This is a genomic window from Paenimyroides baculatum (genome assembly GCF_008629655.1).
In the GTDB taxonomy this organism is placed as follows: Bacteria; Bacteroidota; Bacteroidia; order Flavobacteriales; family Flavobacteriaceae; genus Flavobacterium; species Flavobacterium baculatum.
On the sequence record NZ_VWSG01000009.1, the window covers coordinates 50,985 to 77,414 of the forward strand.

Below are 26,430 nucleotides of genomic sequence, written 5' to 3' on the forward strand. Positions count from 1 at the left end.
GTCATTTTTTTAAATCTTCAAAAAAATTATCTTTTTATTTTAAAAGCTTTATTTTGCGGGTAGTATGCAACCGATCCCAATTCTTCTTCGATACGCAATAACTGGTTGTATTTACTCATACGATCTGAACGAGAAGCAGAACCCGTTTTAATTTGTCCGCAGTTTAATGCCACAGCCAAATCTGCAATAGTATTGTCTTCTGTTTCACCCGAACGGTGGCTCATTACCGATGTATAACCTGCATTATGCGCCATGTTTACAGCTGCAATCGTTTCGCTTAACGTACCAATCTGATTCACTTTAATTAAGATCGAATTTGCTGTATTTTCATTGATTCCGCGTTGTAAACGAGAAACATTAGTAACGAATAAATCATCGCCTACCAACTGTACTTTACCTCCAACTTTCTGTGTTAATAAATTCCAACCAGACCAATCGTCTTCGTACATACCATCTTCAATTGAGATAATAGGATATTTCTCGCATAATTCAGCCAAATAAGCCGCTTGCTCTTCAGATGTACGAATTACTCCTGTTGTACCTTCAAATTTCGTATAATCGTAGTTTCCGTTTACATAAAATTCAGAAGCAGCACAATCTAACGCAATCATGATGTCTTTTCCAAAAACATAACCTGCTTTTTCAACAGCCAGTTTAATAGAATCTAATGCATCTTCTGTTCCGCCGGCTAAATTTGGTGCAAAACCACCTTCATCGCCAACTGCTGTACTTAAATTTCTATCGTGTAATACTTTTTTCAAGTTGTGAAAAATCTCTGTTCCCATTTGCATTGCTTCGGTAAAATTAGCAGCAGAAACCGGCATAATCATAAATTCCTGGAATGCGATAGGAGCATCAGAATGCGATCCTCCGTTAATGATGTTCATCATTGGAACCGGCAACGTATTTGCAGAAACACCACCAACGTAGCGGTATAAAGGCATTCCCAATTCGTTAGCAGCCGCTTTCGCAACCGCCAATGAAACACCTAAAATAGCATTTGCACCAAGGTTTGATTTATTTGGAGTACCATCTAATTCAATCATTGTCTGATCGATCGCGTTTTGTTCAAAAACACTGAAACCAACAATATTTTCTGCAATTACTTCATTAACATTTTTAACAGCCGTTAAAACGCCTTTTCCCATCCAGTGTTTACCGCCATCGCGTAATTCAACTGCTTCGTGTTCACCTGTTGATGCTCCAGAAGGAACTGCTGCGCGACCTAAAACGCCTGTTTCTGTAACTACGTCAACCTCTACCGTTGGATTTCCACGAGAATCTAAAATCTGACGTGCGTGAATTTTTACAATTGTACTCATATCTTTAATTGTGTTGTTTAATTTGTTGTTGCAAATGTAATTATTTGATTGATAAAAAAAAAGAGGTAATTTTTAACAAAAAAATATAAAGAATTTATTTTCGCTGAAGAACCTCTTTTTCAAATACGACACCTTCCCAACCGTTTTGCATAAAGTTTCGAATGTTTTGATGCGATGATACTTCTTTATCATCTAAAACTGCCTGATAATGTTCTGCAAATAATTTTAAAGTATCTTCTACAGACAAATTATTCTGCTTTGCAAAATATAACGTTTTCGCACTTCCTTGATTTTCATTTTGGGCATTCATTAATGCACCATTTTTAAAAGACGATGCTGTATATTCAAAATTATTATCAATATAAGCTATTATTTCTTTGAATGGTAATTTTTGTAATTCTGCTAATTCCATAATTATAAATATTTTATTATATAAGAAAAAACCTTTCAGAGACATAACTCCGAAAGGTTTTTATATTACATAGAAACTTATTTAAGCTTCTTTTTGTTCTTTCATATAAGTAACAAACTCATCAAACAAATATTTTGAATCGTTTGGTCCCGGCGAAGATTCCGGGTGGTATTGTACCGAAAACACCTGCTTGTCTTTTAAACGGATACCTGCAACAGTATTGTCATTTAAATGGTAATGTGTAATTTCTAAATTCGGGTTTTGTTCCACTTCTTCACGAACTACTGCAAAACCGTGGTTTTGAGAAGTAATTTCACCTTTACCAGAAACCGCATTCATAATCGGGTGATTAATTCCACGGTGACCGTTAAACATTTTATAGGTATTTACGCCTTGTGACAACGCAATGATTTGATGCCCCAAACAAATTCCGAAAACCGGTTTATCTGTAGCAATAATATCTTTAGCAGTTTCGATAACTTGTGTTAAAGGCTGTGGATCTCCAGGTCCGTTAGACAAGAAATATCCGTCTGGATTAAAATTATTTAAATCTTCAAGCGTTGCGTTGTAAGGATACACCTTTACATAACAGTCGCGTGCAGCAAGGCAACGCAAGATATTTGTTTTGATACCAAAATCTAAAGCGGCTACTTTATACGTTGCATTTTCATCTCCATAGAAATAAGGTTCTTTTGTAGAAACAGCAGATGCCAGCTCCAAACCATTCATATTTGGTACGGCAGCCAAGATTTCTTTTAATTCGTCAATTGATTTTCCGTCTGTTGAGATTACCGCATTCATGGCTCCGTTATCACGAATGTAACTTACCAAAGCGCGTGTATCAACATCAGAAACAGCAACCAGATTTTTCTTTTCGAAATAATCGTATAAAGATCCATCGGCATCAGGGCGAGAAAAATCTTTACTGAAATTTTTACAAACCAATCCGGAAATTTTAATTCCGTCTGAATCTACCTCGTCATTATGAACTCCGTAATTACCAATATGTGCAACGGTTGACAACATTATTTGTCCGAAGTATGAAGGATCGGTAAAAATTTCCTGATAACCCGTAACACCTGTATTAAAACAGATTTCGCCGGTTGTTGTGCCTTTTATCCCTACTGATTTTCCATGAAAAATAGTACCATCGCTTAAAAGTACAATGGCTTTATCTTTAGAAGTATATTTCATTATTGTTGATTGTTTCGGTGTACAAAATTAATACAAATACTTTAAAAAAAAGCATAAAAAAAAGGACAAACTTTAAAAGTTTGTCCTTTTAATATTAAAGAATAATTTATGTTTAATAAATTACTCATTAGTTTCGTTAGCTTCAGTAGAAGTTTCAGCAGCAGGAGTAGTTTCAGCTGTATCAGCTTTTTTTCTACCTCTACGAGTTGTAGCTTTTTTAACTTCTTTTTTACCAGCGTTATAAATTTCGTTGAAATCTACTAATTCGATCATTGCCATTTCAGCATTATCTCCTAAACGATTTCCTAATTTAATAATACGAGTGTATCCTCCCGGACGATCACCTACTTTAGGAGCAACTTCTCTGAACAATTCAGTTACAGCATGCTTATCTCTTAAGTAAGAAAAAACGATACGACGGTTGTGTGTATCGTCTGTTTTACATTTTGTTACTAAAGGCTCAATAAATTGCTTTAATGCTTTAGCTTTAGCAACCGTAGTATTAATACGTTTGTGTTCTATTAAAGAACAAGCCATATTAGCCAACATAGCTTTTCTGTGACTAGCCTGTCTACCTAAATGGTTTATTTTTTTTCCGTGTCTCATGACGTAGTTTTTTAACCTTCATCTTGCATCAATCCTTTACGGAGCGCAAAATATGAAGTAATTTATTCTTTATCTAATTTGTATTTTGATAGATCCATTCCAAAAGTTAATCCTTTAACCTGAACTAGTTCTTCTAATTCTGTTAATGATTTCTTTCCGAAGTTTCTAAACTTCATTAAATCGTTTTTGTTATAAGAAACTAAATCGCCTAATGTATCAACTTCAGCCGCTTTTAAACAATTTAATGCTCTTACCGAAAGATCTAAATCTACCAATTTCGTTTTCAGAAGCTGTCTCATATGTAATGATTCTTCATCATATGATTCAGTTTGAGCAATTTCATCAGCCTCTAGAGTGATTCTTTCATCAGAGAATAACATAAAATGATGAATCAATGTTTTTGCTGCTTCTGTTAAAGCGTCTTTAGGATTAATAGATCCATCTGTTACAATATCAAAAACTAACTTTTCATAATCGGTTTTTTGTTCTACACGATAGTTTTCTATAGCATATTTAACATTTTTTACAGGTGTATAAATACTGTCTGTATAAATTGTTCCGAAAGGTGAGTTAGGTTTTCTATTTTCTTCTGCTGGAACGTATCCTCTACCTTTTTCGATAGAAATTTCCATGTTAATGGTAATTTTACCGTCTAAGTTACAGATAACTAAATCAGGGTTCAATACTTGAAAACCTGAAATATATTTTTGGAAATCGCCAGCTGTTAATTGATCTTTTCCTGTGAAGGAAATGCTTACAGATTCGTTATCTACATCCTCAATCTGACGTTTGAAACGTACCTGTTTTAAGTTTAAGATAATTTCTGTTACATCCTCAACAACACCAGAAATAGTAGAAAACTCATGCTCAACACCTTCAATACGTACCGAAGTTATTGCATATCCTTCTAATGATGACAGAAGTACTCTTCTTAGTGCATTACCAATGGTTAATCCATAGCCAGGTTCTAAAGGACGAAATTCGAATTTCCCTTTAAAATCTGTTGAATCAATCATGATAACTTTGTCGGGCTTTTGAAAATTAAATATTGCCATGTGTGTTTCGACTGAATGTCAATTATTATTTGTTGTACAACTCTACGATTAACTGTTCTTTGATGTTTTCTGGAACTTGAAGTCTAGCAGGAATACTTACATAAGTACCTTCTTTAGTTTCGTTATTCCAAGTAATCCATTCGTAAACAGCGCTAGAATTAGATAATGAACGTTCGATAGCATCTAATGATTTAGATTTTTCACGAACTGCTACTTTATCACCAGCTTTTAATTGGTATGAAGGAATGTTTACTAATTCACCGTTAACGGTTACGTGTCTGTGAGAAACGATTTGACGAGCTGCACGACGAGAAGGAGCGATACCCATTCTGTATACAACATTATCTAAACGTGATTCACATAACTGAATTAAAACATCACCTGTAACACCTTTAGATGCAGATGCTTTTTTAAACATGTTACGGAATTGTTTTTCTAAAACACCGTAAATATATTTAGCTTTTTGCTTTTCCATTAACTGGATAGCGTATTCAGATTTTTTACCTCTTTTCTTAGCTAAACCATGTTGCCCTGGAGGGTAATTTCTTTTTTCGAATGCTCTGTCATCTCCGAAGATTGCTTCTCCGAATTTACGAGCGATTTTAGTTTGTGGACCAGTATATCTTGCCATTTTAAAAAAATAAAAAAGGTAGGGATTATGAATTCAGGTCTCATCCTCCGATAATCGTTCTCCTACCTTAGGTTATACTATAATATAAATTAAACTCTTCTTCTTTTTGGAGGACGACATCCATTGTGAGGAATTGGAGTGATATCGATGATTTCTGTAACTTCGATTCCACTATTATGGATAGAACGAATTGCAGATTCTCTACCATTTCCTGGTCCTTTAACGTAAACTTTCACTTTTTTAAGTCCAGCTTCTAACGCTACTTTACCACAATCTTCTGCTGCCATCTGTGCTGCATAAGGAGTGTTCTTTTTAGAACCACGGAATCCCATTTTACCAGCTGACGACCAAGAAATAACTTCACCTTTTTTATTAGTTAACGAAATGATGATATTGTTAAATGTTGCGCTGATGTGAGCCTCTCCAGTAGATTCAACTATAACTTTACGCTTTTTTGTATTTGCTTTAGCCATACTACTTATTATTTAGTTGCTTTTTTCTTGTTAGCAACAGTTTTTCTTTTACCTTTTCTTGTTCTAGAGTTGTTTTTAGTTCTTTGTCCTCTTAATGGAAGACCAGCTCTATGACGGATTCCGCGTTGACATCCGATATCCATTAAACGTTTAATGTTTAAAGATACTTCTGAACGTAGTTCACCTTCAATTTTGTAACTAGACATAGCTTCACGAATAGCACCGATTTCGTCATCGTTCCATTCTGAAACTTTTTTGTCTTCGTTAACGTTAGCTGTTGCCAACACCTCTTTTGCTCTACTTGAACCTACACCAAAAATGTAAGTTAAAGCAATAATTCCTCTTTTATTTTTAGGTATATCTACCCCTGCTATTCTTGCCATATTTATCCTTGTCTTTGTTTAAATCTAGGATTCTTTTTGTTTATAACGTATAATCTTCCTTTTCTACGTACAATAATGCATTCCGCACTTCTTTTTTTAACTGATGCTCTTACTTTCATTTTAACAGCCTTTAATATCTATAAGTAATTCTTGCTTTAGACAAATCATAAGGGCTCATTTCTAACTTCACTTTATCACCAGGTAATAATTTGATGTAATGCATACGCATTTTTCCAGAAATATGAGCAATTACAATATGTCCGTTCTCTAATTCTACACGGAACATTGCATTTGATAATGCTTCAATGATTGCTCCGTCTTGTTCTATTGCTGATTGTTTTGCCATATATTAAGCAATTGCTTTTCTATTTTTTCCACTCTTCATTAATCCGTCGTACTGCTTGTTTAATAAATAAGCATTAATTTGCTGTATTGTATCAATAGCAACACTTACTAAGATTAATAAAGATGTTCCACCATAAAACATTGCCCAACCTTGTTGAATTCCCATTAATGACACGGCGATTGCAGGTAAAACTGCGATCACAGCAAGGAATAACGAACCTGGAAATGTGATTAACGACATTACGCGATCTAAGAAGTTTGCGGTTTCTTGACCCGGTTTAATACCAGGTATAAAGCCACCACTGCGCTTTAAATCATCGGCCATTTTATTAGTAGGTACCGTAATTGCGGTGTAAAAGTACGAAAAAATTATGATTAACAAAGCAAAAACTAAATTATACTCTAAACCAAAGATGTTGCTGAACATTGTGGTCACAGTTTGTGCACTGTCTGAAGAGGATAACCCAGCAATTACTGGTGGTATAAACATAATTGCCTGTGCAAAGATAATTGGCATAACACCTGAAGCATTAAGCTTTAAAGGAATCCACTGACGGTTTCCTGATACAGATGCAGCGTCGTATTCACCAGCAACACTTCTACGAGCGTATTGTACTGCGATTTTACGAACTGCCATTGTTAAAAATATACAAGCTATGATTATTAATAACCAGATGATAACTTCTATTACAATCATCATTGGACCACCGTTACCTGCTACCATACGAGACTGAGTCTCTTGCATGAAAGCCATTGGTAATTTAGCGATGATACCAACCATAATTAATAATGAAATACCGTTTCCAATACCTTTATCAGTAATCTTTTCACCTAACCACATTGCGAAAACCGTTCCTGTAGTTAAGATTAATACCGACGAAAATAAGAAAGAGAAAGAATCAAATCCTAATAAAAATGCATCAGGTGGTAATTGTTTATACAAGTTGTAGATATAACCCGGTCCTTGAACTAAGGTAATACCAATGGTTAACCATCTTGTAATTTGGTTCATTTTCTTTCTACCACTTTCACCATCGTTTTGAAGTTTCTGTAAGTAAGGTACAGCTATACCCATTAACTGAACTACAATTGACGCAGAGATATACGGCATTATACCCAATGCAAAAATAGAAGCCTGCGAAAACGCACCTCCTGTAAAAACATTGATAAGCCACCCTATCCCCTGATCAGTTTGATCTGATAAAGCATGTAATTTAGTAGCATCAATACCTGGTAAGGTTACTTGTGCACCAAAACGATACACAAGCAACATACCTAAAGTTATTAAGATTTTATTCTTAAGTTCTTCGATATTCCAAATATTGGCTAAAGTTTCAAAAAACTTCTTCATAAGTAGTTAAAGATTTATAAAGATACAACCTCACCACCAGCTGCTTCAATAGCGGCTTTTGCTGTTGCTGTAAATTTATGAGCAGTTACTGTTAATTTCGCCTTAAGCTCTCCTCTACCCAAAATCTTAACTAAGCTATTTTTAGAAACTATTCTATTTTCAACTAATGCATTAAAATCAATTGCATTAGTAATTGTTCCGTTATCAACTAAAGTTTGCAAAGTATCTAAATTAATACCTACATACTCTACTCTATTGATGTTTTTAAAACCAAATTTAGGAACACGTCTCTGTAAAGGCATCTGTCCACCTTCAAAACCAATTTTCTTAGAATAACCAGAACGAGATTTAGCTCCTTTGTGACCACGTGCAGACGTACCACCTTTACCAGAACCTTCACCACGACCTACTCTTTTGTTTTGATTATGTACAGAACCGTTTGCCGGTTGTAAATTACTTAAATTCATAATTCAATTTAAATTAGTTAATTTCTTCTACAGAAACTAAATGTTGAACTTTCTTTACCATTCCTACAATAGTTGGTGTATTATCATGCTCAACAACTTGTCCTAATTTATGTAAACCTAAAGCTTCTAACGTTCTTTTTTGGTTTTCAGGACAATTGATTTTGCTTCTAACTTGTTTTACTTTAATTTTTGACATACTACTCAAAATTAAGATTTAAATACTTTCTCTAAAGAAATTCCTCTTTGTTTTGCAATAGTAGCAGCACTTCTCATGTTTAATAAAGCATCGAAAGTTGCTTTAACAACGTTATGAGGGTTAGAAGAACCTTGAGATTTTGATAATACATTGTGGATACCTACAGCCTCTAAAACTGCACGTACGTTACCACCCGCAATAACTCCGGTACCTACTGATGCTGGCAATAAAAATACGCGCGCACCACCAAATTTACCTTTTTGTTCATGAGGAATAGTTGTTCCTTGTAATGGAATACGAACTAAGCTTTTCTTAGCATCTTCAACCGCTTTAGCAATTGCTTCAGATACGTCTTTAGATTTTCCTAAACCATGACCCACTACACCGTTTTCGTCACCAACTACAACTACAGCAGAAAAACCAAATGCTCTACCACCCTTAGTTACTTTAGTAACACGATTAACTGAAACCAAACGATCTTTTAAATCAAGACCGGCTGGTTTTACATATTCTACGTTTTTATAACTTTGATACATAACTAACTACAATTAGAATTTTAATCCAGCTTCTCTTGCGCCTTCTGCTAATGATTTAACACGACCGTGGTATAAGTTACCACCTCTGTCAAAAGAGATAGTTTCTACGCCAGCTTTCAAAGCCTTCTCTGCAATTAGTTTACCAACTGATGCAGCAGTTTCAATTTTAGTTCCTTTAGTTACACCAGCTTCTCTTGAAGATGCCGCAGCTAAAGTTACACCGTTCACATCGTCTATGATTTGCGCATAGATTTCTTTATTGCTTCTAAATACAGATAAACGTGGTGTAGCAGCAGTACCGCTAATCGTTTTTCTAATTCTGTATTGAATTCTTTGTCTTCTTTCAGATTTGTTTAATGACATGATCTTAATTTTTAAGCTGATTTACCTGCTTTTCTTCTTAATACTTCACCAACAAACTTGATACCTTTACCTTTGTAAGGTTCTGGCTTACGGAAAGAACGAATCTTTGCTGCTACCTGACCAACCAATTGTTTGTCTGCCGATGATAATTTAACGATAGGGTTTTTACCTTTTTCAGAAACTGTTTCAACTTTTACTTCGTCAGTAATATTTAAAACAATGTTGTGAGAGTAACCTAAAGCTAAATCAAGTTTTTGTCCTTGATTTGATGCACGGTATCCAACACCAACTAATTCTAATTCTTTAGTAAACCCTTCAGATACACCAACAATCATGTTGCTGATTAAACTTCTGTATAAACCGTGTTTTGCTCTTTCATCTTTTAAATCAGATGAACGCTCAACGATTACTTGTCCGTCTTCTACTTTCACAGTAACTGTATCAAAAGCCTGTGAAAGCTCTCCTAATTTTCCTTTTACTACAACAACAGCATCTTTAACTTCTACAGTTACACCAGCTGGTATTGTGATTGGACTTTTACCTATTCTTGACATTTCGCTAGTCTATTTTATTAGTATACGTAACAAACTACTTCACCACCAACATTTAGCTGTTTAGCTTTTTTACCTGTCATTAAACCTTTAGATGTTGACACAATTGCAATACCTAAACCGTTTAAGATACGTGGTAAATCTGCAGATGATGCATATTTACGTAAACCTGGTTTACTAATTCTTTGGATATCTTTGATAACAGACTCTTTCGTGTCTTTATCATATTTTAAAGCTATTTTGATAGATCCTTGCACAGAAGAATCATCGAATTTATAGCTTAAAATATATCCTTGTTCGAATAAAATTTTTGTGATTTCCTTTTTGAAGTTTGATGCTGGGATCTCTACAACTTTGTGGTTTGCACGAGAAGCATTTCTAACTCTTGTTAAAAAATCTGCGATAGGATCTGTATACATATGTATAAAATTGCGATTATGGTTTTCAGGAAACACACGTTTCCTGAACCTTTAATCAATTAAAATTATTTTTTAGTTGGCAAAAGTACAAACTTTTTGCGAGATTACCAACTTGCTTTTCTTACACCTGGGATTAACCCTTGATTAGCCATTTCACGGAATGTTACACGTGAAAGACCAAACTGACGCATATAACCTCTTGGACGTCCTGTTAATTTACAACGGTTATGTAAACGTACAGGAGAAGCGTTTGCAGGCAACTTTTGTAATGCTTCATAATCTCCAGCTTCTTTTAAAGCCTTACGTTTTGCAGCATATTTAGCTACCAAAGCTTCTCTTTTCGCCTCACGGGCTTTCATTGATTCTTTAGCCATACTAGTTCTTTTTAAAAGGTACTCCTAATTCTGCCAATAATGATTTTGCTTCAGCATCTGTGTTAGCAGATGTTACAAAAGTAATATCAAAACCTGCAATTTTGTTAACTTTATCAATATCGATTTCAGGGAAAATAATTTGCTCAACTACACCTAAATTGTAATTTCCTCTACCGTCAAATCCATTAGATTTAACACCAGCAAAATCACGTACACGTGGTAATGCAGAAGTAACTAAACGGTCTAAGAATTCGTACATTCTTTCGCCACGTAAAGTAACTTTAGCACCAATTGGCATCCCTTTTCTTAATTTAAAAGAAGCAACGTCTTTTTTAGAAATAGTAGATACTGCTTTTTGTCCTGTAATTTTTGTTAGTTCTTCAACAGCGTGATCAACTAATTTTTTATCAGAAACAGCAGCACCAACTCCACGGCTTACAACTATTTTCTCAAGTTTAGGAACTTCCATTACGTTTTTGTAACCGAATTCTTCTTTTAAAGCAGAGACTACTCTGTCTTTATATTCTTGTTTAAGTCTTGGTATATAAGTCATGACTATAATGCTTGATTAGATTTTTTAGAAACGCGTACTTTCTTATCTCCTTCTACTTTGTAAGCCACTTTAGTAACACTATTTGTTTTAGTATCGATTAAAGCGATGTTAGAAATATGAATTGCAGCTTCTTTTTTTACTATACCACCTTGAGGGTTTGTAGCACTTGGCTTAACATGTTTAGAAACCATGTTTACACCTTCAACGATAGCTTTGTTTTTTTCGCGGAAAACGCGTAAAACTTTTCCTTCAGATCCTTTGTGATCTCCAGCAATAACGCGAACGTTATCTCCTGATTTAATTTTTAGCTTTGTCATCATTTGAAAGAATTAAAGCACTTCAGGTGCTAATGATACAATTTTCATGAATTGTTTTTCACGAAGTTCTCTTGCTACAGGACCAAAAACGCGAGTTCCTCTCATTTCACCTGCCGCATTTAATAACACACATGCGTTGTCATCAAAACGGATATAAGATCCATCAGCTCTTCTCACTTCTTTTTTGGTACGTACAACAACTGCAGTTGATACAGCACCTTTTTTAACGTTACCGTTAGGTGTTGCGTCTTTGATAGACACTACAATTTTATCTCCAACAGAGGCATAACGACGTTTCGTTCCTCCTAAAACACGGATCGTCAAAACTTCTTTTGCGCCTGTGTTATCTGCTACTTTTAATCTAGATTCCTGTTGTACCATAATTACTTAGCTCTTTCAATGATTTCAACTAATCTCCAACATTTGTTTTTAGATAATGGACGTGTTTCCATGATTCTAACTTTGTCACCAATGTTACAGTCGTTCAATTCGTCGTGTGCAACATATTTCTTTGTCTTTAACACGAACTTTCCGTATAATGGGTGTTTTACTTTACTTGTTTCAGACACAACAATAGATTTAACCATTTTGTTGCTTGTAACTACACCGATTCTTTCTTTTCTTAAATTTCTTTTTTCCATCTTTCAGCAGAATACAATTATTGTAAGTCTTTTTTGCTAATCTCAGTATTCACTCTTGCGATAGCTCTTCTTACAGTTCTTAATTGCAAAGGGTTAGCAATAGGCGAAATAGCATGAGCATGTTTTAACTCAGCGTATTGGTTTGTTAATTCACCAAGTTTTGCTTGTAACTCAGCTACAGATAGATTATTTATTTCTTGTTTCTTCATAATGATCTAAAATTAAGCTTCGAAATCTCTAGCAATGATAAACTTGGTTTTTACTGGAAGTTTTTGAGCAGCTAAACGTAATGCTTCTTTTGCAACTGCTAAAGGCACACCACCTACTTCAAACATTATTCTTCCTGGCTTAACAACTGCAGCCCAATACTCAACTGCACCTTTACCTTTACCCATACGTACCTCTAAAGGTTTTTTAGTAATAGGTTTATCTGGGAAGATTTTAATCCATAATTGTCCTTCACGTTTCATGAAACGAGTTGCAGCGATACGTGCAGCTTCGATTTGACGAGAAGTAATGAACGAGTAATCTAAAGATTTAATACCGAACATTCCGTTAGAAAGTTCGCTACCTCTTTGAGAAACTCCTTTCATTCTACCTTTCTGTACCTTACGGTACTTGGTTCTTTTAGGCTGTAACATTTTTCGTTAGTTTTAAATTACTTTCGTTTGTTGTTGCGTTGTTGGTTTGGTCTTCCATTTGGTTTTCCAGATCCTGCCGGTTTAGACGATTTTTGTTGTTTGTCCATTCCAGCTAACGGAGAAAGATCTCTTTTACCATAAACCTCACCTTTCATGATCCATACTTTAATACCCATTCTACCGTAAGTAGTATGCGCTTCAGCTAAAGCATAATCAATATCCGCACGGAAAGTAGATAAAGGAATACGTCCATCTTTAAAGTTTTCAGAACGTGCCATTTCTGCCCCGTTCAAACGACCTGAAATTTGCACTTTCATACCTTCAGCGTTCATTCTCATTGCCGCAGCAATAGCCATTTTAATAGCTCTACGGTAAGAAATACGGCTTTCGATTTGACGCGCGATGCTTGTTGCAGCCAAATAAGCATCTAATTCTGGTCTTTTAATTTCAAAGATGTTAATTTGTACCTCTTTGTTAGTAATTTTCTTAAGTTCTTCTTTTAACTTGTCTACCTCTTGTCCGCCTTTTCCGATAATGATACCAGGTCTTGCAGTAGTGATAGTAACGGTTACAAGTTTTAAAGTTCTCTCGATAATGATTTTAGATACACTAGCTTTTGCTAAACGAGCATGGATATACTTTCTGATTTTTGCATCTTCAGCAAGTTTGTCTCCATAGTCATTTCCACCGTACCAGTTAGAGTCCCATCCTCTGATGATCCCAAGGCGATTTCCGATTGGATTAGTCTTTTGTCCCATACTGTTTATTAATTGCTTTGTGTGTTATTGTTTGATCCTAATACGATTGTAACGTGATTAGAACGTTTTCTGATTCTGTGCGCGCGACCTTGTGGTGCAGGACGTAATCTTTTCAACATTGCCCCACCGTCTACACGGATTTCTTTAACAAATAATTCTGCTTCTTCGATGCTTGCTTCAGCGTTTTTAGCTTGCCAGTTAGCAATTGCTGATAACAATAATTTTTCAATTCTTCCCGAAGCTTCTTTAGTATTAAATTTTAATATGTTAAGAGCATTCTCAACTTTCTGTCCTCTTACTAAATCTGCAACCAAGCGCATTTTACGAGGTGAAGTTGGGCAATTGTTTAGCTTAGCAAAAGCAATACTTTTGTTTGCTTCTTTTGTCTGCTCTGCTCTTTCTCTTTTACGAACTCCCATAGCTTCTTATTATTTTTTACCTTTATTTTTTGCACCTGCATGTCCACGAAATGAACGTGTTGGTGAAAACTCTCCTAATTTATGTCCTACCATGTTTTCTGTTACGTAAACTGGTACAAATTGACGACCGTTGTGTACTGCAATTGTTTGTCCTACGAAATCTGGAGTTATCATAGATGCTCTAGACCAAGTTTTAACAACTGCTTTGTTACCGTTTTCTGCGTTCTCTAAAACTTTTTTCTCAAGTTTAAAGTGAACATAAGGTCCTTTTTTTAATGAACGTGCCATACTTACTTAATTATTTCTTTCTACGTTCTACAATATACTTACTACTTGCTTTTACTTTAGAACGAGTTCTATAACCCTTCGCTGGTAAACCTTTTCTTGAACGTGGGTGACCTCCTGAAGAGCGTCCTTCACCACCTCCCATTGGGTGATCAACTGGGTTCATAGCTACCGGTCTAGTACGTGGTCTTCTACCTAACCAACGAGATCTACCTGCTTTACCTGAAACGATTAACTGGTGATCTGAGTTAGATACCGCGCCAATTGTTGCCATACATGTTAGCAAGATCAAACGAATCTCACCTGAAGGCATTTTAATTGTTGCGTATTTACCATCACGAGCAACTAATTGTGCAAAAGTTCCTGCAGAACGTGCGATAACAGCACCTTGACCTGGACGTAACTCGATACAAGAAATAATTGTACCAAGAGGAATGTTTGCTAAAGGCATTGCATTACCAACTTCTGGAGCTGCATCTGGACCAGAAACTACTTTCTGACCTACTTGCAATCCTGCTGGTGCTACGATGTACGTTTTTGCTCCATCTGCATATGCTAATAATGAGATAAATGCTGAACGGTTTGGATCGTACTCGATTGTTTTAACTGTTGCTGGAACACCAACTTTAGTTCTTTTAAAATCGATAATACGATATTGTTGTTTATGACCACCACCAATATAACGCATGGTCATTTTTCCTTGACTATTTCTACCTCCAGAGTTTTTTTTCGGTGCTAATAATGAACGCTCCGGCTTATCAGTTGTAATAGCGTCAAAACTATTAACAACTCTAAAACGCTGACCTGGGGTAATAGGTTTTAATTTTCTAACTGACATTGTTATTAGATATTAGTGTAAAAATCGATTGAATCTCCTTCTTTCAATGTTACAATTGCTTTCTTGTATGAAGACGTTTTACCAGTAATCATTCCGCTTTTCGTGAACTTTGTGCTTCTATCAGCTCTGTAAATCATTGTGTTTACATCTAAAACAGAAACTCCATAAGCTTTTTCAACCGCTTTTTTAATTTCTACTTTGTTAGCTTTTTTAGCTACTATAAATCCAAAACGGTTAAATAATTCACCGTCTTTTGTGATTTTTTCGGTAATGATAGGTTTAATAATTATACTCATTTCCCTATTTATTTACTTAAATTTTCTACAATTCCTTCTAATGAACCTTCAGTTAACACTAACGATTTTGCATTTAAAATACCGTAAGTATTTAATTCTGAAGAAGTTACAACAGAAGTTCTCTCTAAATTGCGTGATGACAAATATACATTTTTATTTGATTCACCCAACACAAATAATGATTTTTTACCTTCTAACCCTAAAGCTTTCAATACGTTAATGAAATTTTTAGTACTTGGTGCTTCGAAAGTAAAATCTTCTACAACAAATAAATTAGCTTCTTGAGCTTTAATTGTAAAAGCAGATTTACGAGCCAAACGCTTTAAAGCTTTATTCAATTTAAATGAATAACTTCTTGGGCGTGGACCAAAAATAGTACCACCACCTTTGAAAACAGGTGATTTTGCAGAACCTGCACGTGCAGTACCTGTACCTTTTTGTTTTTTAATTTTACGTGTAGATCCCGCTACTTCAGCTCTTTCTTTAGCTTTGTGCGTACCTTGACGTTGATTTGCCAAATATTGTTTAACATCTAAATAGATAGCATGTTTGTTAGGCTCAATTGCGAAAACTGAATCAGCCAGTTGTACTGATCTGCCAGTTTCTTTTCCGTTGATATCTAAAACTTTTACTTCCATTACTTTTGAACGATTACGTAAGAGTTTTTGTGACCTGGTACAGCACCTTTAACTACTAATAAGTTTTTGTCTGCAACCACTTTTAAAACTCTAAGGTTTTGAACTGTTACTTTTTCTCCTCCCATTCTACCTGCCATACGCATACCCTTGAATACTCTTGAAGGGTAAGACGATGCACCAACAGAACCTGGAGCTCTTAAACGGTTGTGCTGACCATGCGTAGCCTGACCAACTCCACCAAATCCATGACGTTTTACAACACCTTGGAATCCTTTACCTTTAGAAGTACCTTGTACATCAACAAAATCTCCTTCAGTAAATAAGTCTACAGTGATAACATCACCTAAACCATAATTGCTTTCAAAATCTTGAATTTCAACGACTTTTTTCTTAACAGAAGTTCCTGCTTTTTTAAAGTGACCTGTAGCCGCTTTAGTTGCATTTTTTTCTCTAGCGTCATCGAAACCAAGTTGATAAGCTTCATACCCGTCAACCTCTTTGGTTCTGACTTGGGTAACGACACATGGACCTAATTCGATAACAGTACAAGGAATATTTTTCCCGTTCTCATCGAAGATTGAAGTCATGCCGATTTTCTTTCCAATTAACCCAGACATAATTTTAAATTAATAATTATTAAATATAAAAATTTCAAGCATCGGCAAAATTAATACCAATGCTTGAAATATACAAGTTTTTTATAAAATATTTTATTATTATACTTTAATCTCTACTTCTACTCCTGAAGGAAGCTCTAATTTCATTAAAGCGTCGATCGTTTTTGAAGATGAAGAATAGATGTCTAATAATCTTTTATACGAACTTAATTCAAACTGTTCTCTTGACTTTTTGTTAACGTGTGGAGAACGTAAAACAGTAAAGATTTTTTTATGAGTTGGTAATGGAATTGGTCCTGTTACCACTGCACCTGTACTTTTTACAGTTTTTACGATTTTTTCAGCTGACTTGTCAACCAAAGCGTGATCGTAAGATTTTAATTTTATTCTGATTTTTTGACTCATTTTCTTAATTATTAAGCGTTACCTTTTGCTTTTTTAATTACTTCTTCTTGAATGTTAGAAGGTGTTTGCTCGTAGTGAGAGAACTCCATTGTTGAAGTTGCACGACCTGAAGATAAAGTACGTAACGTTGTTACATAACCAAACATTTCTGATAACGGCACAGATGCTTTTACAACTTTTGCTCCGTTACGATCGTCCATAGAGTTGATTTGACCACGACGACGGTTTAAGTCACCTACAATATCACCCATATTTTCTTCTGGTGTTAATACTTCTAACTTCATGATTGGTTCTAATATAATAGCACCTGCAGCTTTAGCAGATTCTTTATATCCCATTTTAGCTGCTAATTCGAAAGATAGTGCATCCGAATCCACCGCGTGGTAAGAACCGTCAGTTAAAGTAACTTTTAATGAATCCATTTCAAATCCTGCTAAAGGACCTTGTTTCATAGACTCACGGAAACCTTTTTCTACAGCAGGAATGTATTCTTTTGGTACGTTACCACCTTTAACTTCGTTAACGAACTGTAATCCCATTGGAACTTTTCCGTCAACTTCGTCAGCTGGACCAATTTTAAATACGATATCACCAAATTTACCACGACCACCAGATTGCTTTTTGTAAGTTTCTCTGTGGCTTGCACTTTTTGTGAAAGCTTCTTTGTACTCTACCTGAGGCTCACCTTGGTTAACCTCTACTTTAAACTCACGACGCATACGGTCAACAATGATATCTAAGTGTAACTCACCCATACCAGAGATGATTGTTTGCCCAGAAGCTTGGTCTGTACGAACTGTGAAAGTTGGATCTTCTTCTGCCAATTTAGCTAAAGCCATACCCATCTTATCAATGTCAGCTTTTGTTTTAGGCTCGATAGCGATACCAATTACCGGATCAGGGAAATCCATAGATTCTAACACAATTGGGTGTTTTTCGTCTGATAATGTATCTCCTGTTTTAATATCCTTGAAACCAACAGCAGCACCAATATCACCGGCTTCGATGAAATCAATTGGATTTTGCTTGTTAGCGTGCATTTGATAGATACGAGAGATACGTTCTTTGTTTCCTGAACGGTTGTTTAATACGTAAGAACCTGCATCTAAACGTCCTGAATAAGCACGGAAGAAAGCTAAACGACCTACGAAAGGATCGGTAGCAATTTTAAATGCTAATGCAGAGAACGGATCTGTTACAGATGGTTTACGTGTAATTGGCTCATCAGTATCAGGGTTAGTACCTTCGATCGCTTCCTTGTCCATTGGAGAAGGTAAGTAACGACAAACAGCATCTAACATGAACTGAACACCTTTATTTTTGAAAGATGAACCACATGTCATTGGAATGATACTCATATCTAAAGTTGCAGCACGCAAAGCTCTGTGTACTTCATCTTCTGTGATAGAGTTTTCATCTTCCATGTATTTCTCTAACAAGTTTTCGTCGTAAGCAGCAATTTCCTCGATTAATTGACCACGGTATTGTTTTACCTCGTCAACCATTTCTGCAGGAATATCGATAATATCAAAAGTAGCTCCTTGTGTATCATCATGCCATACAATAGCACGATTTTTCACTAAATCTACTACTCCTCTAAAATCAGCTTCGTCACCAATTGGTAAAACGATAGGCACTGCGTTAGATTTCAACATATCTTTAACTTGCTGACAAACTTTTAAGAAGTTAGATCCTTGACGGTCCATCTTGTTAACAAATCCCATACGTGGAACTTTGTAGTTATCAGCTAAACGCCAGTTAGTTTCAGATTGTGGCTCAACTCCGTCTACTGCAGAGAATAAGAATACTAATCCGTCTAATACACGTAATGAACGGTTTACCTCTACGGTAAAGTCAACGTGTCCTGGGGTATCGATAATATTGAAGTGATAATCTTTAGAATCATCAGTTTTTTTACCTTGATCTGTTGGAAAAGACCAAGTACAAGTTGTAGCTGCAGAAGTAATTGTGATACCACGCTCTGCTTCTTGCTCCATCCAGTCCATTGTTGAAGCACCATCGTGAACTTCACCAATTTTGTGATTTTTACCTGTATAAAAAAGAATACGCTCTGTTGTTGTTGTTTTACCAGCATCAATGTGAGCAGCGATTCCTATATTTCTAGTAAATAATAAATCTCTAGCCATTTTTGTTCTTTATGAAAAATTAAAATCTAAAGTGAGAGAATGCTTTATTAGCATCAGCCATTTTGTGAACATCCATTCTTTTCTTAACAGCAGCACCTTCTTCTTTAGCAGCAGCTAAAATTTCAGCAGCTAATTTAGAAGCCATAGATTTGTCGTTTCTTTTTCTTGCATAAAGAATCATCCATTTCATCGCCATAGAAATTTTTCTATCCGGACGAATTGGCATTGGAATTTGGAATGAAGCACCACCTACACGGCGAGAACGTACTTCAACGTGAGGCATAACGTTTGTTAATGCATCTTTCCATACTTCCAAAGAGGTTTTTTCTTCATCTTGCTTTTTAGTTTCAACGATTTCTAATGCATCGTAAAATACTTTAAAAGCAGTAGATTTTTTACCATCCCACATTAAGTTGTTCACGAAACGTGTTACTAACTGATCGTTAAATTTTGGATCTGGTAAAAGAGGTCTTTTCTTTGCCTGTCTTTTTCTCATTTCTTTGTTACTTTTAAAAGTTTCTAGTTTAAGGTTTCAAGTTTGAAGTTTTGTATTGATTAAAATCAGCACATAAATCTTTACGACTTTTAACTTTTGACTATTCTACTTAAATTAAATTACTTTTTTGCGTCTTTAGGGCGTTTAGCACCATATTTAGATCTTCTTTGTGTACGACCGTTAACACCGGCTGTATCTAAAGCACCACGTACAATGTGGTATCTAACTCCTGGTAAATCTTTTACCCTTCCACCTCTAACTAATACTATCGAGTGCTCTTGTAAATTGTGTCCTTCTCCTGGGATGTAAGCGTTTACTTCATTACCGTTTGTCAAACGTACACGCGCTACTTTACGCATTGCAGAGTTTGGCTTTTTAGGTGTTGTAGTATAAACACGCGTACACACACCACGTCTTTGAGGACATGAATCCAAAGCAACCGATTTACTCTTCTTAGTTAATTGGGTTCTCCCTTTTCTTACTAATTGTTGAATTGTTGGCATAATGTTTATTAAAAATTTTCTACATTCAAATTTGTTTCCCGTGTATTTTCGGGGATGCAAATATATAAATTATTATAATCAAAACAAACGTATTTCGTTTATTTTCAAAATATTTCTACATTTACGTTTATTAATCTAACAGTACTAATGCATTTAAAAAAAACATACCTTATATATATAGTAAGTTATTTTCTGTTGTGCTTTACAACCTTAAATGATTTATACGGCCAGCAAATTTACTTAAAAGTAAATGGTAAAAATACCAGCGAAACATCTTTTTTAAAACAAAATATTAAAGACAGTATTTTTAATAACGGACAAGAAGTTGAAAACAAATTGATTTTTTTGCAAGATTTTCTAAGAACGAACGGATATTTATACCACCAAATAACATCGGCAGAAAAAAAAGACAGTCTGTATCTTGTACATTTTGATTTAGGTAAGAAAACCGATAGTTTAAAAATTAACTTCAACAAGCACGAAGCCCAGTTAAAATCGATCTTACAAATTAACGAACCTACCAAAACCATCGCCATACAAAACACCGAAAGCTTTCTTAAAAACATTGTTGAAAAATTAGCCAAAAAAGGTTATTCTATAAGCACGGTTAAGTTAACAAATCATCAATTTTTAAACGATATTATTACTGCCGATTTAGACTTACATTTAGATAAACAGCGCAGAATTGACCAACTGGTTTTTACGCCTTACAACAACTTCCCTACCGGAATTAAACAGCGATTGATTAAGAAATACGAAAAACAACCGTTTACTGATGCCGTTACAAGCGAACTGCAAAAAGAAATGAGTCAGTTTCCGTTTATAAAAACAACCAAACAGCCCGAAGTTCTTTTTACCGAGAGCAATACCGCTTTATATTTATATGTAGAGCGACAAAATATTAGCCAATTTGACGGATTGATTGGTTTTACGAACGATGATAACGGTAAAGTGCAGTTTAACGGTTATGCCGATTTGCAGTTAATGAATATTTTAAATAAAGGCGAACAGCTGAAATTGTATTGGAAAAACGACGGAAACCAGCAAACGCAGTTTAATCTTTCGGGCGAAGTTCCTTATTTGTTCAACACGCCTTTTGGGTTGAAAGCTTCGTTGGAATTGTTCAAACAAGACAGCACCATGATGAACACCAAGTTTAATGCGGCGATTTTGTATTACCTGAATTTTAACCACCGGGTTGGTGTGGGATATCAATCAACATCGTCAGTTGCGGGAACAGAGAATTTTTATCAGGCTGCCGATTACAACAACCAGTTTATTACACTGAATTATTTATTAAACAAATATCAGGATCATCCCCTATTCCGACAAAAATACTATGTCACCGGTTTAGCAGGTTTTGGATCTAAAACCGAAGAAAAAGACAACCGCAAAGGTTCTCAACAATTTATAAACCTAACCGCAAGTTATCTGTGGCAGATAAATAACCGTTGGTACATTAACCAGCAATTGGAAGGATCGCTCTTGCGAAGTGCCATACCTTTATTATATAATGAATATTATCGTTTTGGTGGAATACATTCTATTCGTGGGTTTAGAGAGAATTCTTTGCTTGCAAAAAGTCTAGTAGGCTTATATAACGAAGCTCGATATTTACTCGCGCCCAATATGTACATACACTCAATTACCGATGTTGCTTATTACGAAGGTGAAAACACGAACGATTTATTATATTCTTTTGGTTTAGGATTTGGGATACAGACCGGCGGCGGATTATTCAATATTATTTATGCAAACGGTATACAGCCAGATACCGATTTTAAACTATCAAATTCTATTTTTCATTTAAGCTACAAAACGCAGTTTTAAATTATTTCGTTTGATAAATCGGTCAATCAGAAAAAAATTATTATATTTAAATTACATAAAACATAATATACACTCATTTACATTATAATTTTGAAAATTACAATTATGAGAATTTTATGTTTTTTACTTTTATTATTTACACTGCAGTCATGTGCTACCAAAAAGCACACCGAAGCACATTTGTTACCTGATGGAATAAAATCCGCAACTGAAGAAACCTTTATCGTTAAAAACAATCAGAAGAAACTTCTACAGAAAAAAGAAATTGTTTTTAAAAACGGTCGAATTAAACATTCAAAAACGTTTGATTCATCTGGTAATCTGTTGCAGGAAACCAACAAGAAAATGTGGTTCACCGAAGAATTGTATCCAAACAAAGAAACACTTTACCGTAAAACCCGCTGGAAACCCAACCGACGTGAGCGTATTAGCACTTACTTAAAAAAGCAAGACAAAAAAAGTGAAAGTATCTATCATTATAATAAAGATGGATCGATCAATAAAATTGTCGATAATTTTTCTACTTTTCAAACGCAGCATTTTTATTACACCGATAACGAATTGTCTAAAATTGAAATAACATCAAAAGAAGGGAAAGTTGTTGACGAAGTTTCCATTGAATGCAAAGAAAAAGACAGCCAAGGAACATGTTTAAAACAAATTAGAACATCAACCAAGAAAGCCACAAAAGAAGAAATTACTATTACCCCTATTTACGATTAACAATCATAAGCATTGTAATGTTCTTTTTCTAAAGTATCTTCTAACTTTTCAATTTGTTCTTTACTTGTTTTTACTTTTGTTAGTTGCACCGGAAGTTGCTTTTTACCATCGGGCGAAATCCAGGTTCCTTTTAATTCATTACCGCTTCTGTGTAACAACATTAACCCGGTATTAAAATGTTCTACAAAAGTATATTGCTGTTTTTGTTCAGAAAAAGTAGTTTCTAAAAGTATCCAATTATCTTGTTTATTGTTTTGATATTTATAAATTGCCGAAACAACGGTTCGCGGACAATCGTCTTCTTCGATCTTTAAATAAAACGAAACTTTTATATCTTTAGAAATGGTTCCTTCGTAAAGTTCTTGGGCAATTAAAACTTGTGCAAACGATACATTTGCAAGTAAGAATGCAAATATTAAGAGTATTTTTTTCATAGGTTGAATTTTAATTAAATATAGTAATATCTTTGCGCTATGCAAAATGAACATCAAATATTTGGAATTCGTGCAGTTATCGAGGCGATAAACGCGGAAAAGGAAATAGATAAAGTATTTATACAAAAAGAAGCTCAAGGCGATTTAATGCAGGAGCTTATGAAAACGTTGAAGAAAAACAACGTTAATTTTTCGTATGTTCCGGTTGAAAAACTGAACAAATTAAGCAAATTCAACAACCATCAAGGTGCAGTTGCATCTATCGCGCCGATTAAATTTGTTACGATGGAACAATTGGTTGAAGGTGTGTTGGAGAACAAACAAAATCCGTTGTTTTTAATTTTGGATCAATTGAGCGATGCTCGAAATTTTGGTGCGATTATTCGTACGGCAGAATGTACGGGTGTTGACGGAATTATTATTCAAAAACAAGGTTCGGCTCCGGTAAACGGCGATACGGTAAAAACATCGGCAGGTGCGGTTTTTAATATTCCGATCTGTAAGGTGGATCACATTAAAGATGCTGTTTTTTACTTACAAGGTTCGGGAATTGCAACAGTTGCTGCTACCGAAAAAACCGAAAACAACATTTACGATATTGACTTTAACAAAGGAATTGCCATTATTATGGGATCTGAAGATAAAGGTGTAAACCCGTCGGTTTTAAAAATTGTCGATGAAAAAGCGAAGTTACCAATGTACGGAACTATTTCATCATTAAACGTATCTGTTGCTTGTGGCGCTTTTTTATACGAAGCTGTTAGACAACGTTTGTAAGTTTCATTATTTAGCTTGTCATTCCGTGCTTGACACGGGATCGCATTTATCAAATAATTTTTATGAGATGCTGAAATAAGTTCAGCATGACAACAGGAATATAAAAAAAGCTCTCTTTAAATTTAAAGAGAGCTTTTTTCATTAAAATCTATTTTATTTTAAATCGAAGCGATCTGCGTTCATGACTTTATTCCAAGCTGAAACAAAATCGTTTATAAATTTTTCTTGCACATCGGCACTTGCATAAACCTCGGCAATGGATCTTAATTCAGAGTTCGATCCAAAAACCAAATCAGCACGCGTGCCTGTCCATTTTGGAGTTCCGGTTTTACGATCTGTTCCCAAATAAACTTCTTTATCGGTTCCCATTGCTTTCCATTGCGTATTCATATCTAACAAATTCACAAAGAAATCGTTTGTTAATTGTCCCGGACGATCTGTCAGCACTCCGTTTTTAGATCCGTCGAAATTAATATTGATCGAACGTAATCCACCCAATAAAACAGTAAGTTCCGGAGCAGTTAAGGTCAACAATTGCGCTTTATCTATCAACAATTCTTCGGTTGATACTGATTTAATAATGTTTTTACGGTAATTTCTGAATCCGTCTGCAATTGGTTCTAAAAAAGCTACCGATTCAACATCTGTCTGTTCCTGCGAAGCATCTGTTCTACCCGAAGCAAAAGGAACTTCGATATTAAAACCGGCATTATTTGCCGCTTTTTCAATTCCTACATTTCCAGCTAAAACAATCAAATCTGCCAACGAAACTTTTTTTCCTGTTGCATTAAAATCTGATTGAACGTTTTCTAAAGCCGTTAACACTTTATTTAACTGAATGGGATTGTTAACTTCCCAGTTTTTCATAGGTTCCAATCGAATACGTGCTCCGTTTGCTCCGCCTCTTTTATCCGAACCACGAAAAGTTGACGCAGAAGCCCAGGCTGTACCTACTAATTCTGAAACCGATAAATCTAACGCACTTAATTGCGATTTCAACTGTGCGATATCTTCCTCATTAATCAACTCGTGATCAACCGCAGGAACCGGATCTTGCCATGTAAAAATTTCCTGTGGAACATCGGCACCCAGATAGCGGTCGCGTGGCCCCATATCACGGTGTGTTAATTTAAACCACGCTTTTGCAAAGGCATCAGCAAATTCATCAGGATTATCTAAAAATCTTCTTCCTATTTTTTCGTAGGCAGGATCCATACGTAACGCAATATCCGAAGTTAACATTGTTGGGCGATGTTTTTTAGAAGGATCATGTGCATCGGGAATAATATTTCCAGTTCCTTTTGCAACCCATTGATGCGCACCAGCCGGAGATTTCGTTAATTCCCATTCAAACCCAAAAAGATAGGTAAGAAACAGGTTAGACCATTCGGTTGGTTTGCTTGTCCAGGTAACTTCCAAGCCAGATGTAATGGTATCACCGCCTTTACCTGTCCCGTAGTTGTTTTGCCAACCCAAGCCTTGTAATTCCAACTCAGCTGCTTCGGGTTCGTCGCCTACATGGTCTGCAGATGCGGCTCCGTGCGTTTTACCAAAAGTATGTCCGCCTGCAATTAAAGCTAACGTTTCTTCATCGTTCATTGCCATACGCGAAAACGTATCTCGGATATCTTTTGCAGAAGCTAACGGATCAGGATTCCCGTCTGGCCCTTCAGGATTCACGTAAATTAATCCCATTTGAACTGCCGCCAATGGATTCTCTAAATCGCGGGTATGAATTTTCCCATCGGCATCATCGTCTGAAGAAACTACTCCGTGATTTTCAGCAACACCTTCGGATCCTTGTGCATATCGAACATCGCCTCCCAGCCACGTTTTTTCACTTCCCCAATATACATCCATATCAGGCTCCCAAACATCGGCACGACCACCGGCAAATCCCAATGTTTTAAAACCCATAGATTCTAATGCCATATTTCCGGCAAGAATCATTAAATCTGCCCATGAAATTTGGCGTCCGTATTTTTGTTTGATCGGCCATAACAATCTTCGAGCCTTATCTAACGAAACATTATCGGGCCAAGAGTTTAAAGGTGCAAAACGTTGCTGTCCTGCTCCTGCTCCGCCGCGACCATCCTGCACGCGATACGTTCCCGCACTATGCCAAGCCATACGAATGAACAACGGACCGTAATGACCAAAATCTGCCGGCCACCAGTCTTGCGAATCGGTCATTAAATTTTTAAGGTCGCTTTTTACAGCTTCCAGATCCAATTTCTTAAATTCTTCGGTATAATTAAAATCATTGCCCATAGGATCGGACTTTGAAGAATGCTGACGTAAAATATCAACTCTTAATCGGTTAGGCCACCAGTCATTGTTTGTTGTTCCTTTGCCGGCAACCGGATTACTTGTAGTTCCGTTATGAAACGGACATTTACTGATATCGTTTCCTGCGTTTTCCATTGCTTGTAGT

General features: G+C 35.6%; 40 protein-coding genes. 3 read left to right on the forward strand and 37 right to left on the reverse strand.

All coding sequences use genetic code 11. The features are described from left to right. Positions 1-26: 26 nt before the first annotated feature. From eno to rpsL, 35 genes are all read right to left on the reverse strand, one after another. Positions 27-1,322, reverse strand: a complete 1,296-nt coding sequence (gene eno / locus F0460_RS11930) for a phosphopyruvate hydratase (RefSeq protein ID WP_150013528.1) — start codon at positions 1,320-1,322, stop codon at positions 27-29. Between the two features lie 94 nt (positions 1,323-1,416). After that, positions 1,417-1,734, reverse strand: coding sequence for a HopJ type III effector protein (locus tag F0460_RS11935; protein ID WP_150013530.1), 318 nt, complete (start codon positions 1,732-1,734; stop codon positions 1,417-1,419). Positions 1,735-1,815: 81 nt separating this feature from the next. After that, positions 1,816-2,928 (reverse strand): glutamine-hydrolyzing carbamoyl-phosphate synthase small subunit, encoded by a 1,113-nt coding sequence (carA, locus tag F0460_RS11940; RefSeq protein ID WP_150013532.1) that lies wholly within the window; start codon positions 2,926-2,928, stop codon positions 1,816-1,818. A gap of 120 nt (positions 2,929-3,048) precedes the next feature. Then, the gene (rplQ, locus tag F0460_RS11945) at positions 3,049-3,534 is read right to left on the reverse strand and encodes a 50S ribosomal protein L17 (RefSeq protein WP_150013534.1); all 486 of its coding nucleotides are present in this window, start codon (positions 3,532-3,534) and stop codon (positions 3,049-3,051) included. A 62-nt stretch (positions 3,535-3,596) separates the two neighbouring features. Then, the gene (locus tag F0460_RS11950) at positions 3,597-4,589 is read right to left on the reverse strand and encodes a DNA-directed RNA polymerase subunit alpha (protein ID WP_150013536.1); all 993 of its coding nucleotides are present in this window, start codon (positions 4,587-4,589) and stop codon (positions 3,597-3,599) included. A 25-nt stretch (positions 4,590-4,614) separates the two neighbouring features. Next, the gene (gene rpsD / locus F0460_RS11955; protein ID WP_150013538.1) at positions 4,615-5,220 is read right to left on the reverse strand and encodes a 30S ribosomal protein S4; all 606 of its coding nucleotides are present in this window, start codon (positions 5,218-5,220) and stop codon (positions 4,615-4,617) included. Positions 5,221-5,309: 89 nt separating this feature from the next. Beyond that, positions 5,310-5,693 (reverse strand): 30S ribosomal protein S11, encoded by a 384-nt coding sequence (gene rpsK, locus F0460_RS11960; protein WP_091522117.1) that lies wholly within the window; start codon positions 5,691-5,693, stop codon positions 5,310-5,312. Positions 5,694-5,701: 8 nt separating this feature from the next. After that, entirely contained in the window at positions 5,702-6,076 is a 375-nt protein-coding gene (rpsM, locus tag F0460_RS11965; protein ID WP_150013540.1) for a 30S ribosomal protein S13, read from the reverse strand. A 2-nt stretch (positions 6,077-6,078) separates the two neighbouring features. Continuing rightward, positions 6,079-6,195: a type B 50S ribosomal protein L36 gene (gene ykgO, locus F0460_RS11970; RefSeq protein WP_002987490.1), complete on the reverse strand. Its 117-nt coding sequence runs from the start codon at positions 6,193-6,195 to the stop codon at positions 6,079-6,081. An 11-nt stretch (positions 6,196-6,206) separates the two neighbouring features. Continuing rightward, positions 6,207-6,422 carry a translation initiation factor IF-1 gene (infA, locus tag F0460_RS11975; RefSeq protein ID WP_011963449.1) on the reverse strand — a complete coding sequence of 72 codons (216 nt, stop codon included), beginning with the start codon at positions 6,420-6,422 and terminating at the stop codon, positions 6,207-6,209. 3 nt (positions 6,423-6,425) lie between these two features. After that, positions 6,426-7,772 carry a preprotein translocase subunit SecY gene (secY, locus tag F0460_RS11980; protein ID WP_150013542.1) on the reverse strand — a complete coding sequence of 449 codons (1,347 nt, stop codon included), beginning with the start codon at positions 7,770-7,772 and terminating at the stop codon, positions 6,426-6,428. Positions 7,773-7,786: 14 nt separating this feature from the next. After that, entirely contained in the window at positions 7,787-8,239 is a 453-nt protein-coding gene (rplO, locus tag F0460_RS11985) for a 50S ribosomal protein L15 (protein WP_091522129.1), read from the reverse strand. 13 nt (positions 8,240-8,252) lie between these two features. Further along, the gene (rpmD, locus tag F0460_RS11990) at positions 8,253-8,435 is read right to left on the reverse strand and encodes a 50S ribosomal protein L30 (RefSeq protein ID WP_091522133.1); all 183 of its coding nucleotides are present in this window, start codon (positions 8,433-8,435) and stop codon (positions 8,253-8,255) included. Between the two features lie 11 nt (positions 8,436-8,446). Next, entirely contained in the window at positions 8,447-8,971 is a 525-nt protein-coding gene (gene rpsE, locus F0460_RS11995) for a 30S ribosomal protein S5 (protein ID WP_150013544.1), read from the reverse strand. Positions 8,972-8,983: 12 nt separating this feature from the next. Next, positions 8,984-9,334 (reverse strand): 50S ribosomal protein L18, encoded by a 351-nt coding sequence (rplR, locus tag F0460_RS12000; protein WP_091522140.1) that lies wholly within the window; start codon positions 9,332-9,334, stop codon positions 8,984-8,986. 11 nt (positions 9,335-9,345) lie between these two features. Further along, positions 9,346-9,888 (reverse strand): 50S ribosomal protein L6, encoded by a 543-nt coding sequence (gene rplF, locus F0460_RS12005; protein ID WP_150013546.1) that lies wholly within the window; start codon positions 9,886-9,888, stop codon positions 9,346-9,348. 17 nt (positions 9,889-9,905) lie between these two features. Further along, entirely contained in the window at positions 9,906-10,304 is a 399-nt protein-coding gene (gene rpsH / locus F0460_RS12010) for a 30S ribosomal protein S8 (protein WP_150013548.1), read from the reverse strand. Positions 10,305-10,408: 104 nt separating this feature from the next. Next, positions 10,409-10,678, reverse strand: a complete 270-nt coding sequence (rpsN, locus tag F0460_RS12015) for a 30S ribosomal protein S14 (RefSeq protein ID WP_150013550.1) — start codon at positions 10,676-10,678, stop codon at positions 10,409-10,411. 1 nt (position 10,679) lies between these two features. Further along, positions 10,680-11,231 (reverse strand): 50S ribosomal protein L5, encoded by a 552-nt coding sequence (rplE, locus tag F0460_RS12020; protein WP_150013552.1) that lies wholly within the window; start codon positions 11,229-11,231, stop codon positions 10,680-10,682. Between the two features lie 2 nt (positions 11,232-11,233). Continuing rightward, the gene (gene rplX / locus F0460_RS12025; protein WP_150013698.1) at positions 11,234-11,548 is read right to left on the reverse strand and encodes a 50S ribosomal protein L24; all 315 of its coding nucleotides are present in this window, start codon (positions 11,546-11,548) and stop codon (positions 11,234-11,236) included. A gap of 12 nt (positions 11,549-11,560) precedes the next feature. Then, positions 11,561-11,929 carry a 50S ribosomal protein L14 gene (gene rplN / locus F0460_RS12030; RefSeq protein ID WP_007803649.1) on the reverse strand — a complete coding sequence of 123 codons (369 nt, stop codon included), beginning with the start codon at positions 11,927-11,929 and terminating at the stop codon, positions 11,561-11,563. A 2-nt stretch (positions 11,930-11,931) separates the two neighbouring features. Continuing rightward, a complete protein-coding gene (gene rpsQ / locus F0460_RS12035; RefSeq protein ID WP_150013554.1) occupies positions 11,932-12,189 on the reverse strand; it encodes a 30S ribosomal protein S17 in 258 nt (85 codons plus the stop codon). 17 nt (positions 12,190-12,206) lie between these two features. Next, on the reverse strand, positions 12,207-12,398 hold the full coding sequence (gene rpmC, locus F0460_RS12040) for a 50S ribosomal protein L29 (protein ID WP_124898594.1): 192 nt from the start codon (positions 12,396-12,398) through the stop codon (positions 12,207-12,209). Positions 12,399-12,410: 12 nt separating this feature from the next. Continuing rightward, positions 12,411-12,830 carry a 50S ribosomal protein L16 gene (gene rplP, locus F0460_RS12045; protein ID WP_091100323.1) on the reverse strand — a complete coding sequence of 140 codons (420 nt, stop codon included), beginning with the start codon at positions 12,828-12,830 and terminating at the stop codon, positions 12,411-12,413. 17 nt (positions 12,831-12,847) lie between these two features. Continuing rightward, entirely contained in the window at positions 12,848-13,588 is a 741-nt protein-coding gene (rpsC, locus tag F0460_RS12050; RefSeq protein WP_091522166.1) for a 30S ribosomal protein S3, read from the reverse strand. An 8-nt stretch (positions 13,589-13,596) separates the two neighbouring features. Then, positions 13,597-14,007: a 50S ribosomal protein L22 gene (gene rplV / locus F0460_RS12055; protein WP_150013556.1), complete on the reverse strand. Its 411-nt coding sequence runs from the start codon at positions 14,005-14,007 to the stop codon at positions 13,597-13,599. 9 nt (positions 14,008-14,016) lie between these two features. Further along, a complete protein-coding gene (gene rpsS, locus F0460_RS12060) occupies positions 14,017-14,295 on the reverse strand; it encodes a 30S ribosomal protein S19 (protein ID WP_091100312.1) in 279 nt (92 codons plus the stop codon). A gap of 10 nt (positions 14,296-14,305) precedes the next feature. Next, positions 14,306-15,130 carry a 50S ribosomal protein L2 gene (gene rplB / locus F0460_RS12065; protein WP_150013558.1) on the reverse strand — a complete coding sequence of 275 codons (825 nt, stop codon included), beginning with the start codon at positions 15,128-15,130 and terminating at the stop codon, positions 14,306-14,308. 5 nt (positions 15,131-15,135) lie between these two features. After that, positions 15,136-15,426 (reverse strand): 50S ribosomal protein L23, encoded by a 291-nt coding sequence (rplW, locus tag F0460_RS12070; protein ID WP_150013560.1) that lies wholly within the window; start codon positions 15,424-15,426, stop codon positions 15,136-15,138. 8 nt (positions 15,427-15,434) lie between these two features. Beyond that, positions 15,435-16,064: a 50S ribosomal protein L4 gene (gene rplD / locus F0460_RS12075; protein ID WP_150013562.1), complete on the reverse strand. Its 630-nt coding sequence runs from the start codon at positions 16,062-16,064 to the stop codon at positions 15,435-15,437. Beyond that, positions 16,064-16,681, reverse strand: a complete 618-nt coding sequence (gene rplC, locus F0460_RS12080; protein WP_150013564.1) for a 50S ribosomal protein L3 — start codon at positions 16,679-16,681, stop codon at positions 16,064-16,066. Before rplC ends, rplD begins: the two co-directional genes overlap by 1 nt. A gap of 99 nt (positions 16,682-16,780) precedes the next feature. Next, positions 16,781-17,086, reverse strand: a complete 306-nt coding sequence (rpsJ, locus tag F0460_RS12085; protein ID WP_091522187.1) for a 30S ribosomal protein S10 — start codon at positions 17,084-17,086, stop codon at positions 16,781-16,783. 11 nt (positions 17,087-17,097) lie between these two features. Continuing rightward, on the reverse strand, positions 17,098-19,233 hold the full coding sequence (gene fusA, locus F0460_RS12090; protein WP_150013566.1) for an elongation factor G: 2,136 nt from the start codon (positions 19,231-19,233) through the stop codon (positions 17,098-17,100). Positions 19,234-19,252: 19 nt separating this feature from the next. Then, complete coding sequence (rpsG, locus tag F0460_RS12095; protein ID WP_091522195.1) at positions 19,253-19,729, reverse strand: 30S ribosomal protein S7; 477 nt, start codon at positions 19,727-19,729, stop codon at positions 19,253-19,255. Positions 19,730-19,848: 119 nt separating this feature from the next. After that, positions 19,849-20,232, reverse strand: a complete 384-nt coding sequence (gene rpsL, locus F0460_RS12100) for a 30S ribosomal protein S12 (protein ID WP_091100281.1) — start codon at positions 20,230-20,232, stop codon at positions 19,849-19,851. Between the two features lie 147 nt (positions 20,233-20,379). Between rpsL and F0460_RS12105 the strand changes: the two genes are divergently transcribed. Then, complete coding sequence (locus F0460_RS12105) at positions 20,380-22,062, forward strand: BamA/TamA family outer membrane protein (RefSeq protein WP_150013568.1); 1,683 nt, start codon at positions 20,380-20,382, stop codon at positions 22,060-22,062. Between the two features lie 105 nt (positions 22,063-22,167). After that, positions 22,168-22,785, forward strand: coding sequence for a hypothetical protein (locus tag F0460_RS12110; RefSeq protein ID WP_150013570.1), 618 nt, complete (start codon positions 22,168-22,170; stop codon positions 22,783-22,785). On the opposite strand, the gene F0460_RS12115 is transcribed toward F0460_RS12110, so the two are convergent. Continuing rightward, positions 22,782-23,219: a hypothetical protein gene (locus tag F0460_RS12115; RefSeq protein WP_150013572.1), complete on the reverse strand. Its 438-nt coding sequence runs from the start codon at positions 23,217-23,219 to the stop codon at positions 22,782-22,784. The genes F0460_RS12110 and F0460_RS12115 overlap by 4 nt on opposite strands. 39 nt (positions 23,220-23,258) lie before the next feature. On the opposite strand from F0460_RS12115, the gene rlmB reads away from it, so the two are divergent. Continuing rightward, a complete protein-coding gene (rlmB, locus tag F0460_RS12120) occupies positions 23,259-23,996 on the forward strand; it encodes a 23S rRNA (guanosine(2251)-2'-O)-methyltransferase RlmB (RefSeq protein WP_150013574.1) in 738 nt (245 codons plus the stop codon). A 153-nt stretch (positions 23,997-24,149) separates the two neighbouring features. On the opposite strand, the gene katG is transcribed toward rlmB, so the two are convergent. Next, positions 24,150-26,420, reverse strand: a complete 2,271-nt coding sequence (gene katG / locus F0460_RS12125) for a catalase/peroxidase HPI (protein WP_150013576.1) — start codon at positions 26,418-26,420, stop codon at positions 24,150-24,152. Positions 26,421-26,430 lie beyond the last annotated feature (10 nt).

Coding starts and splice junctions, on each gene's coding strand:
- eno (WP_150013528.1), bottom strand. CDS start 1,322: ATGAGTACAATTGTAAAAATTCACGCACGTCAGATTTTAGATTCTCGT.
- F0460_RS11935 (WP_150013530.1), bottom strand. CDS start 1,734: ATGGAATTAGCAGAATTACAAAAATTACCATTCAAAGAAATAATAGCT.
- carA (WP_150013532.1), bottom strand. CDS start 2,928: ATGAAATATACTTCTAAAGATAAAGCCATTGTACTTTTAAGCGATGGT.
- rplQ (WP_150013534.1), bottom strand. CDS start 3,534: ATGAGACACGGAAAAAAAATAAACCATTTAGGTAGACAGGCTAGTCAC.
- F0460_RS11950 (WP_150013536.1), bottom strand. CDS start 4,589: ATGGCAATATTTAATTTTCAAAAGCCCGACAAAGTTATCATGATTGAT.
- rpsD (WP_150013538.1), bottom strand. CDS start 5,220: ATGGCAAGATATACTGGTCCACAAACTAAAATCGCTCGTAAATTCGGA.
- rpsK (WP_091522117.1), bottom strand. CDS start 5,693: ATGGCTAAAGCAAATACAAAAAAGCGTAAAGTTATAGTTGAATCTACT.
- rpsM (WP_150013540.1), bottom strand. CDS start 6,076: ATGGCAAGAATAGCAGGGGTAGATATACCTAAAAATAAAAGAGGAATT.
- ykgO (WP_002987490.1), bottom strand. CDS start 6,195: ATGAAAGTAAGAGCATCAGTTAAAAAAAGAAGTGCGGAATGCATTATT.
- infA (WP_011963449.1), bottom strand. CDS start 6,422: ATGGCAAAACAATCAGCAATAGAACAAGACGGAGCAATCATTGAAGCA.
- secY (WP_150013542.1), bottom strand. CDS start 7,772: ATGAAGAAGTTTTTTGAAACTTTAGCCAATATTTGGAATATCGAAGAA.
- rplO (WP_091522129.1), bottom strand. CDS start 8,239: ATGAATTTAAGTAATTTACAACCGGCAAACGGTTCTGTACATAATCAA.
- rpmD (WP_091522133.1), bottom strand. CDS start 8,435: ATGTCAAAAATTAAAGTAAAACAAGTTAGAAGCAAAATCAATTGTCCT.
- rpsE (WP_150013544.1), bottom strand. CDS start 8,971: ATGTATCAAAGTTATAAAAACGTAGAATATGTAAAACCAGCCGGTCTT.
- rplR (WP_091522140.1), bottom strand. CDS start 9,334: ATGTCATTAAACAAATCTGAAAGAAGACAAAGAATTCAATACAGAATT.
- rplF (WP_150013546.1), bottom strand. CDS start 9,888: ATGTCAAGAATAGGTAAAAGTCCAATCACAATACCAGCTGGTGTAACT.
- rpsH (WP_150013548.1), bottom strand. CDS start 10,304: ATGTATACAGATCCTATCGCAGATTTTTTAACAAGAGTTAGAAATGCT.
- rpsN (WP_150013550.1), bottom strand. CDS start 10,678: ATGGCTAAAGAATCAATGAAAGCCCGTGAGGCGAAAAGAGAAGCTTTG.
- rplE (WP_150013552.1), bottom strand. CDS start 11,231: ATGACTTATATACCAAGACTTAAACAAGAATATAAAGACAGAGTAGTC.
- rplX (WP_150013698.1), bottom strand. CDS start 11,548: ATGACAAAGCTAAAAATTAAATCAGGAGATAACGTTCGCGTTATTGCT.
- rplN (WP_007803649.1), bottom strand. CDS start 11,929: ATGGTACAACAGGAATCTAGATTAAAAGTAGCAGATAACACAGGCGCA.
- rpsQ (WP_150013554.1), bottom strand. CDS start 12,189: ATGGAAAAAAGAAATTTAAGAAAAGAAAGAATCGGTGTAGTTACAAGC.
- rpmC (WP_124898594.1), bottom strand. CDS start 12,398: ATGAAGAAACAAGAAATAAATAATCTATCTGTAGCTGAGTTACAAGCA.
- rplP (WP_091100323.1), bottom strand. CDS start 12,830: ATGTTACAGCCTAAAAGAACCAAGTACCGTAAGGTACAGAAAGGTAGA.
- rpsC (WP_091522166.1), bottom strand. CDS start 13,588: ATGGGACAAAAGACTAATCCAATCGGAAATCGCCTTGGGATCATCAGA.
- rplV (WP_150013556.1), bottom strand. CDS start 14,007: ATGGGAGTTCGTAAAAGAGAAAGAGCAGAGCAGACAAAAGAAGCAAAC.
- rpsS (WP_091100312.1), bottom strand. CDS start 14,295: ATGGCACGTTCATTAAAAAAAGGACCTTATGTTCACTTTAAACTTGAG.
- rplB (WP_150013558.1), bottom strand. CDS start 15,130: ATGTCAGTTAGAAAATTAAAACCTATTACCCCAGGTCAGCGTTTTAGA.
- rplW (WP_150013560.1), bottom strand. CDS start 15,426: ATGAGTATAATTATTAAACCTATCATTACCGAAAAAATCACAAAAGAC.
- rplD (WP_150013562.1), bottom strand. CDS start 16,064: ATGGAAGTAAAAGTTTTAGATATCAACGGAAAAGAAACTGGCAGATCA.
- rplC (WP_150013564.1), bottom strand. CDS start 16,681: ATGTCTGGGTTAATTGGAAAGAAAATCGGCATGACTTCAATCTTCGAT.
- rpsJ (WP_091522187.1), bottom strand. CDS start 17,086: ATGAGTCAAAAAATCAGAATAAAATTAAAATCTTACGATCACGCTTTG.
- fusA (WP_150013566.1), bottom strand. CDS start 19,233: ATGGCTAGAGATTTATTATTTACTAGAAATATAGGAATCGCTGCTCAC.
- rpsG (WP_091522195.1), bottom strand. CDS start 19,729: ATGAGAAAAAGACAGGCAAAGAAAAGACCTCTTTTACCAGATCCAAAA.
- rpsL (WP_091100281.1), bottom strand. CDS start 20,232: ATGCCAACAATTCAACAATTAGTAAGAAAAGGGAGAACCCAATTAACT.
- F0460_RS12105 (WP_150013568.1), top strand. CDS start 20,380: ATGCATTTAAAAAAAACATACCTTATATATATAGTAAGTTATTTTCTG.
- F0460_RS12110 (WP_150013570.1), top strand. CDS start 22,168: ATGAGAATTTTATGTTTTTTACTTTTATTATTTACACTGCAGTCATGT.
- F0460_RS12115 (WP_150013572.1), bottom strand. CDS start 23,219: ATGAAAAAAATACTCTTAATATTTGCATTCTTACTTGCAAATGTATCG.
- rlmB (WP_150013574.1), top strand. CDS start 23,259: ATGCAAAATGAACATCAAATATTTGGAATTCGTGCAGTTATCGAGGCG.
- katG (WP_150013576.1), bottom strand. CDS start 26,420: ATGGAAAACGCAGGAAACGATATCAGTAAATGTCCGTTTCATAACGGA.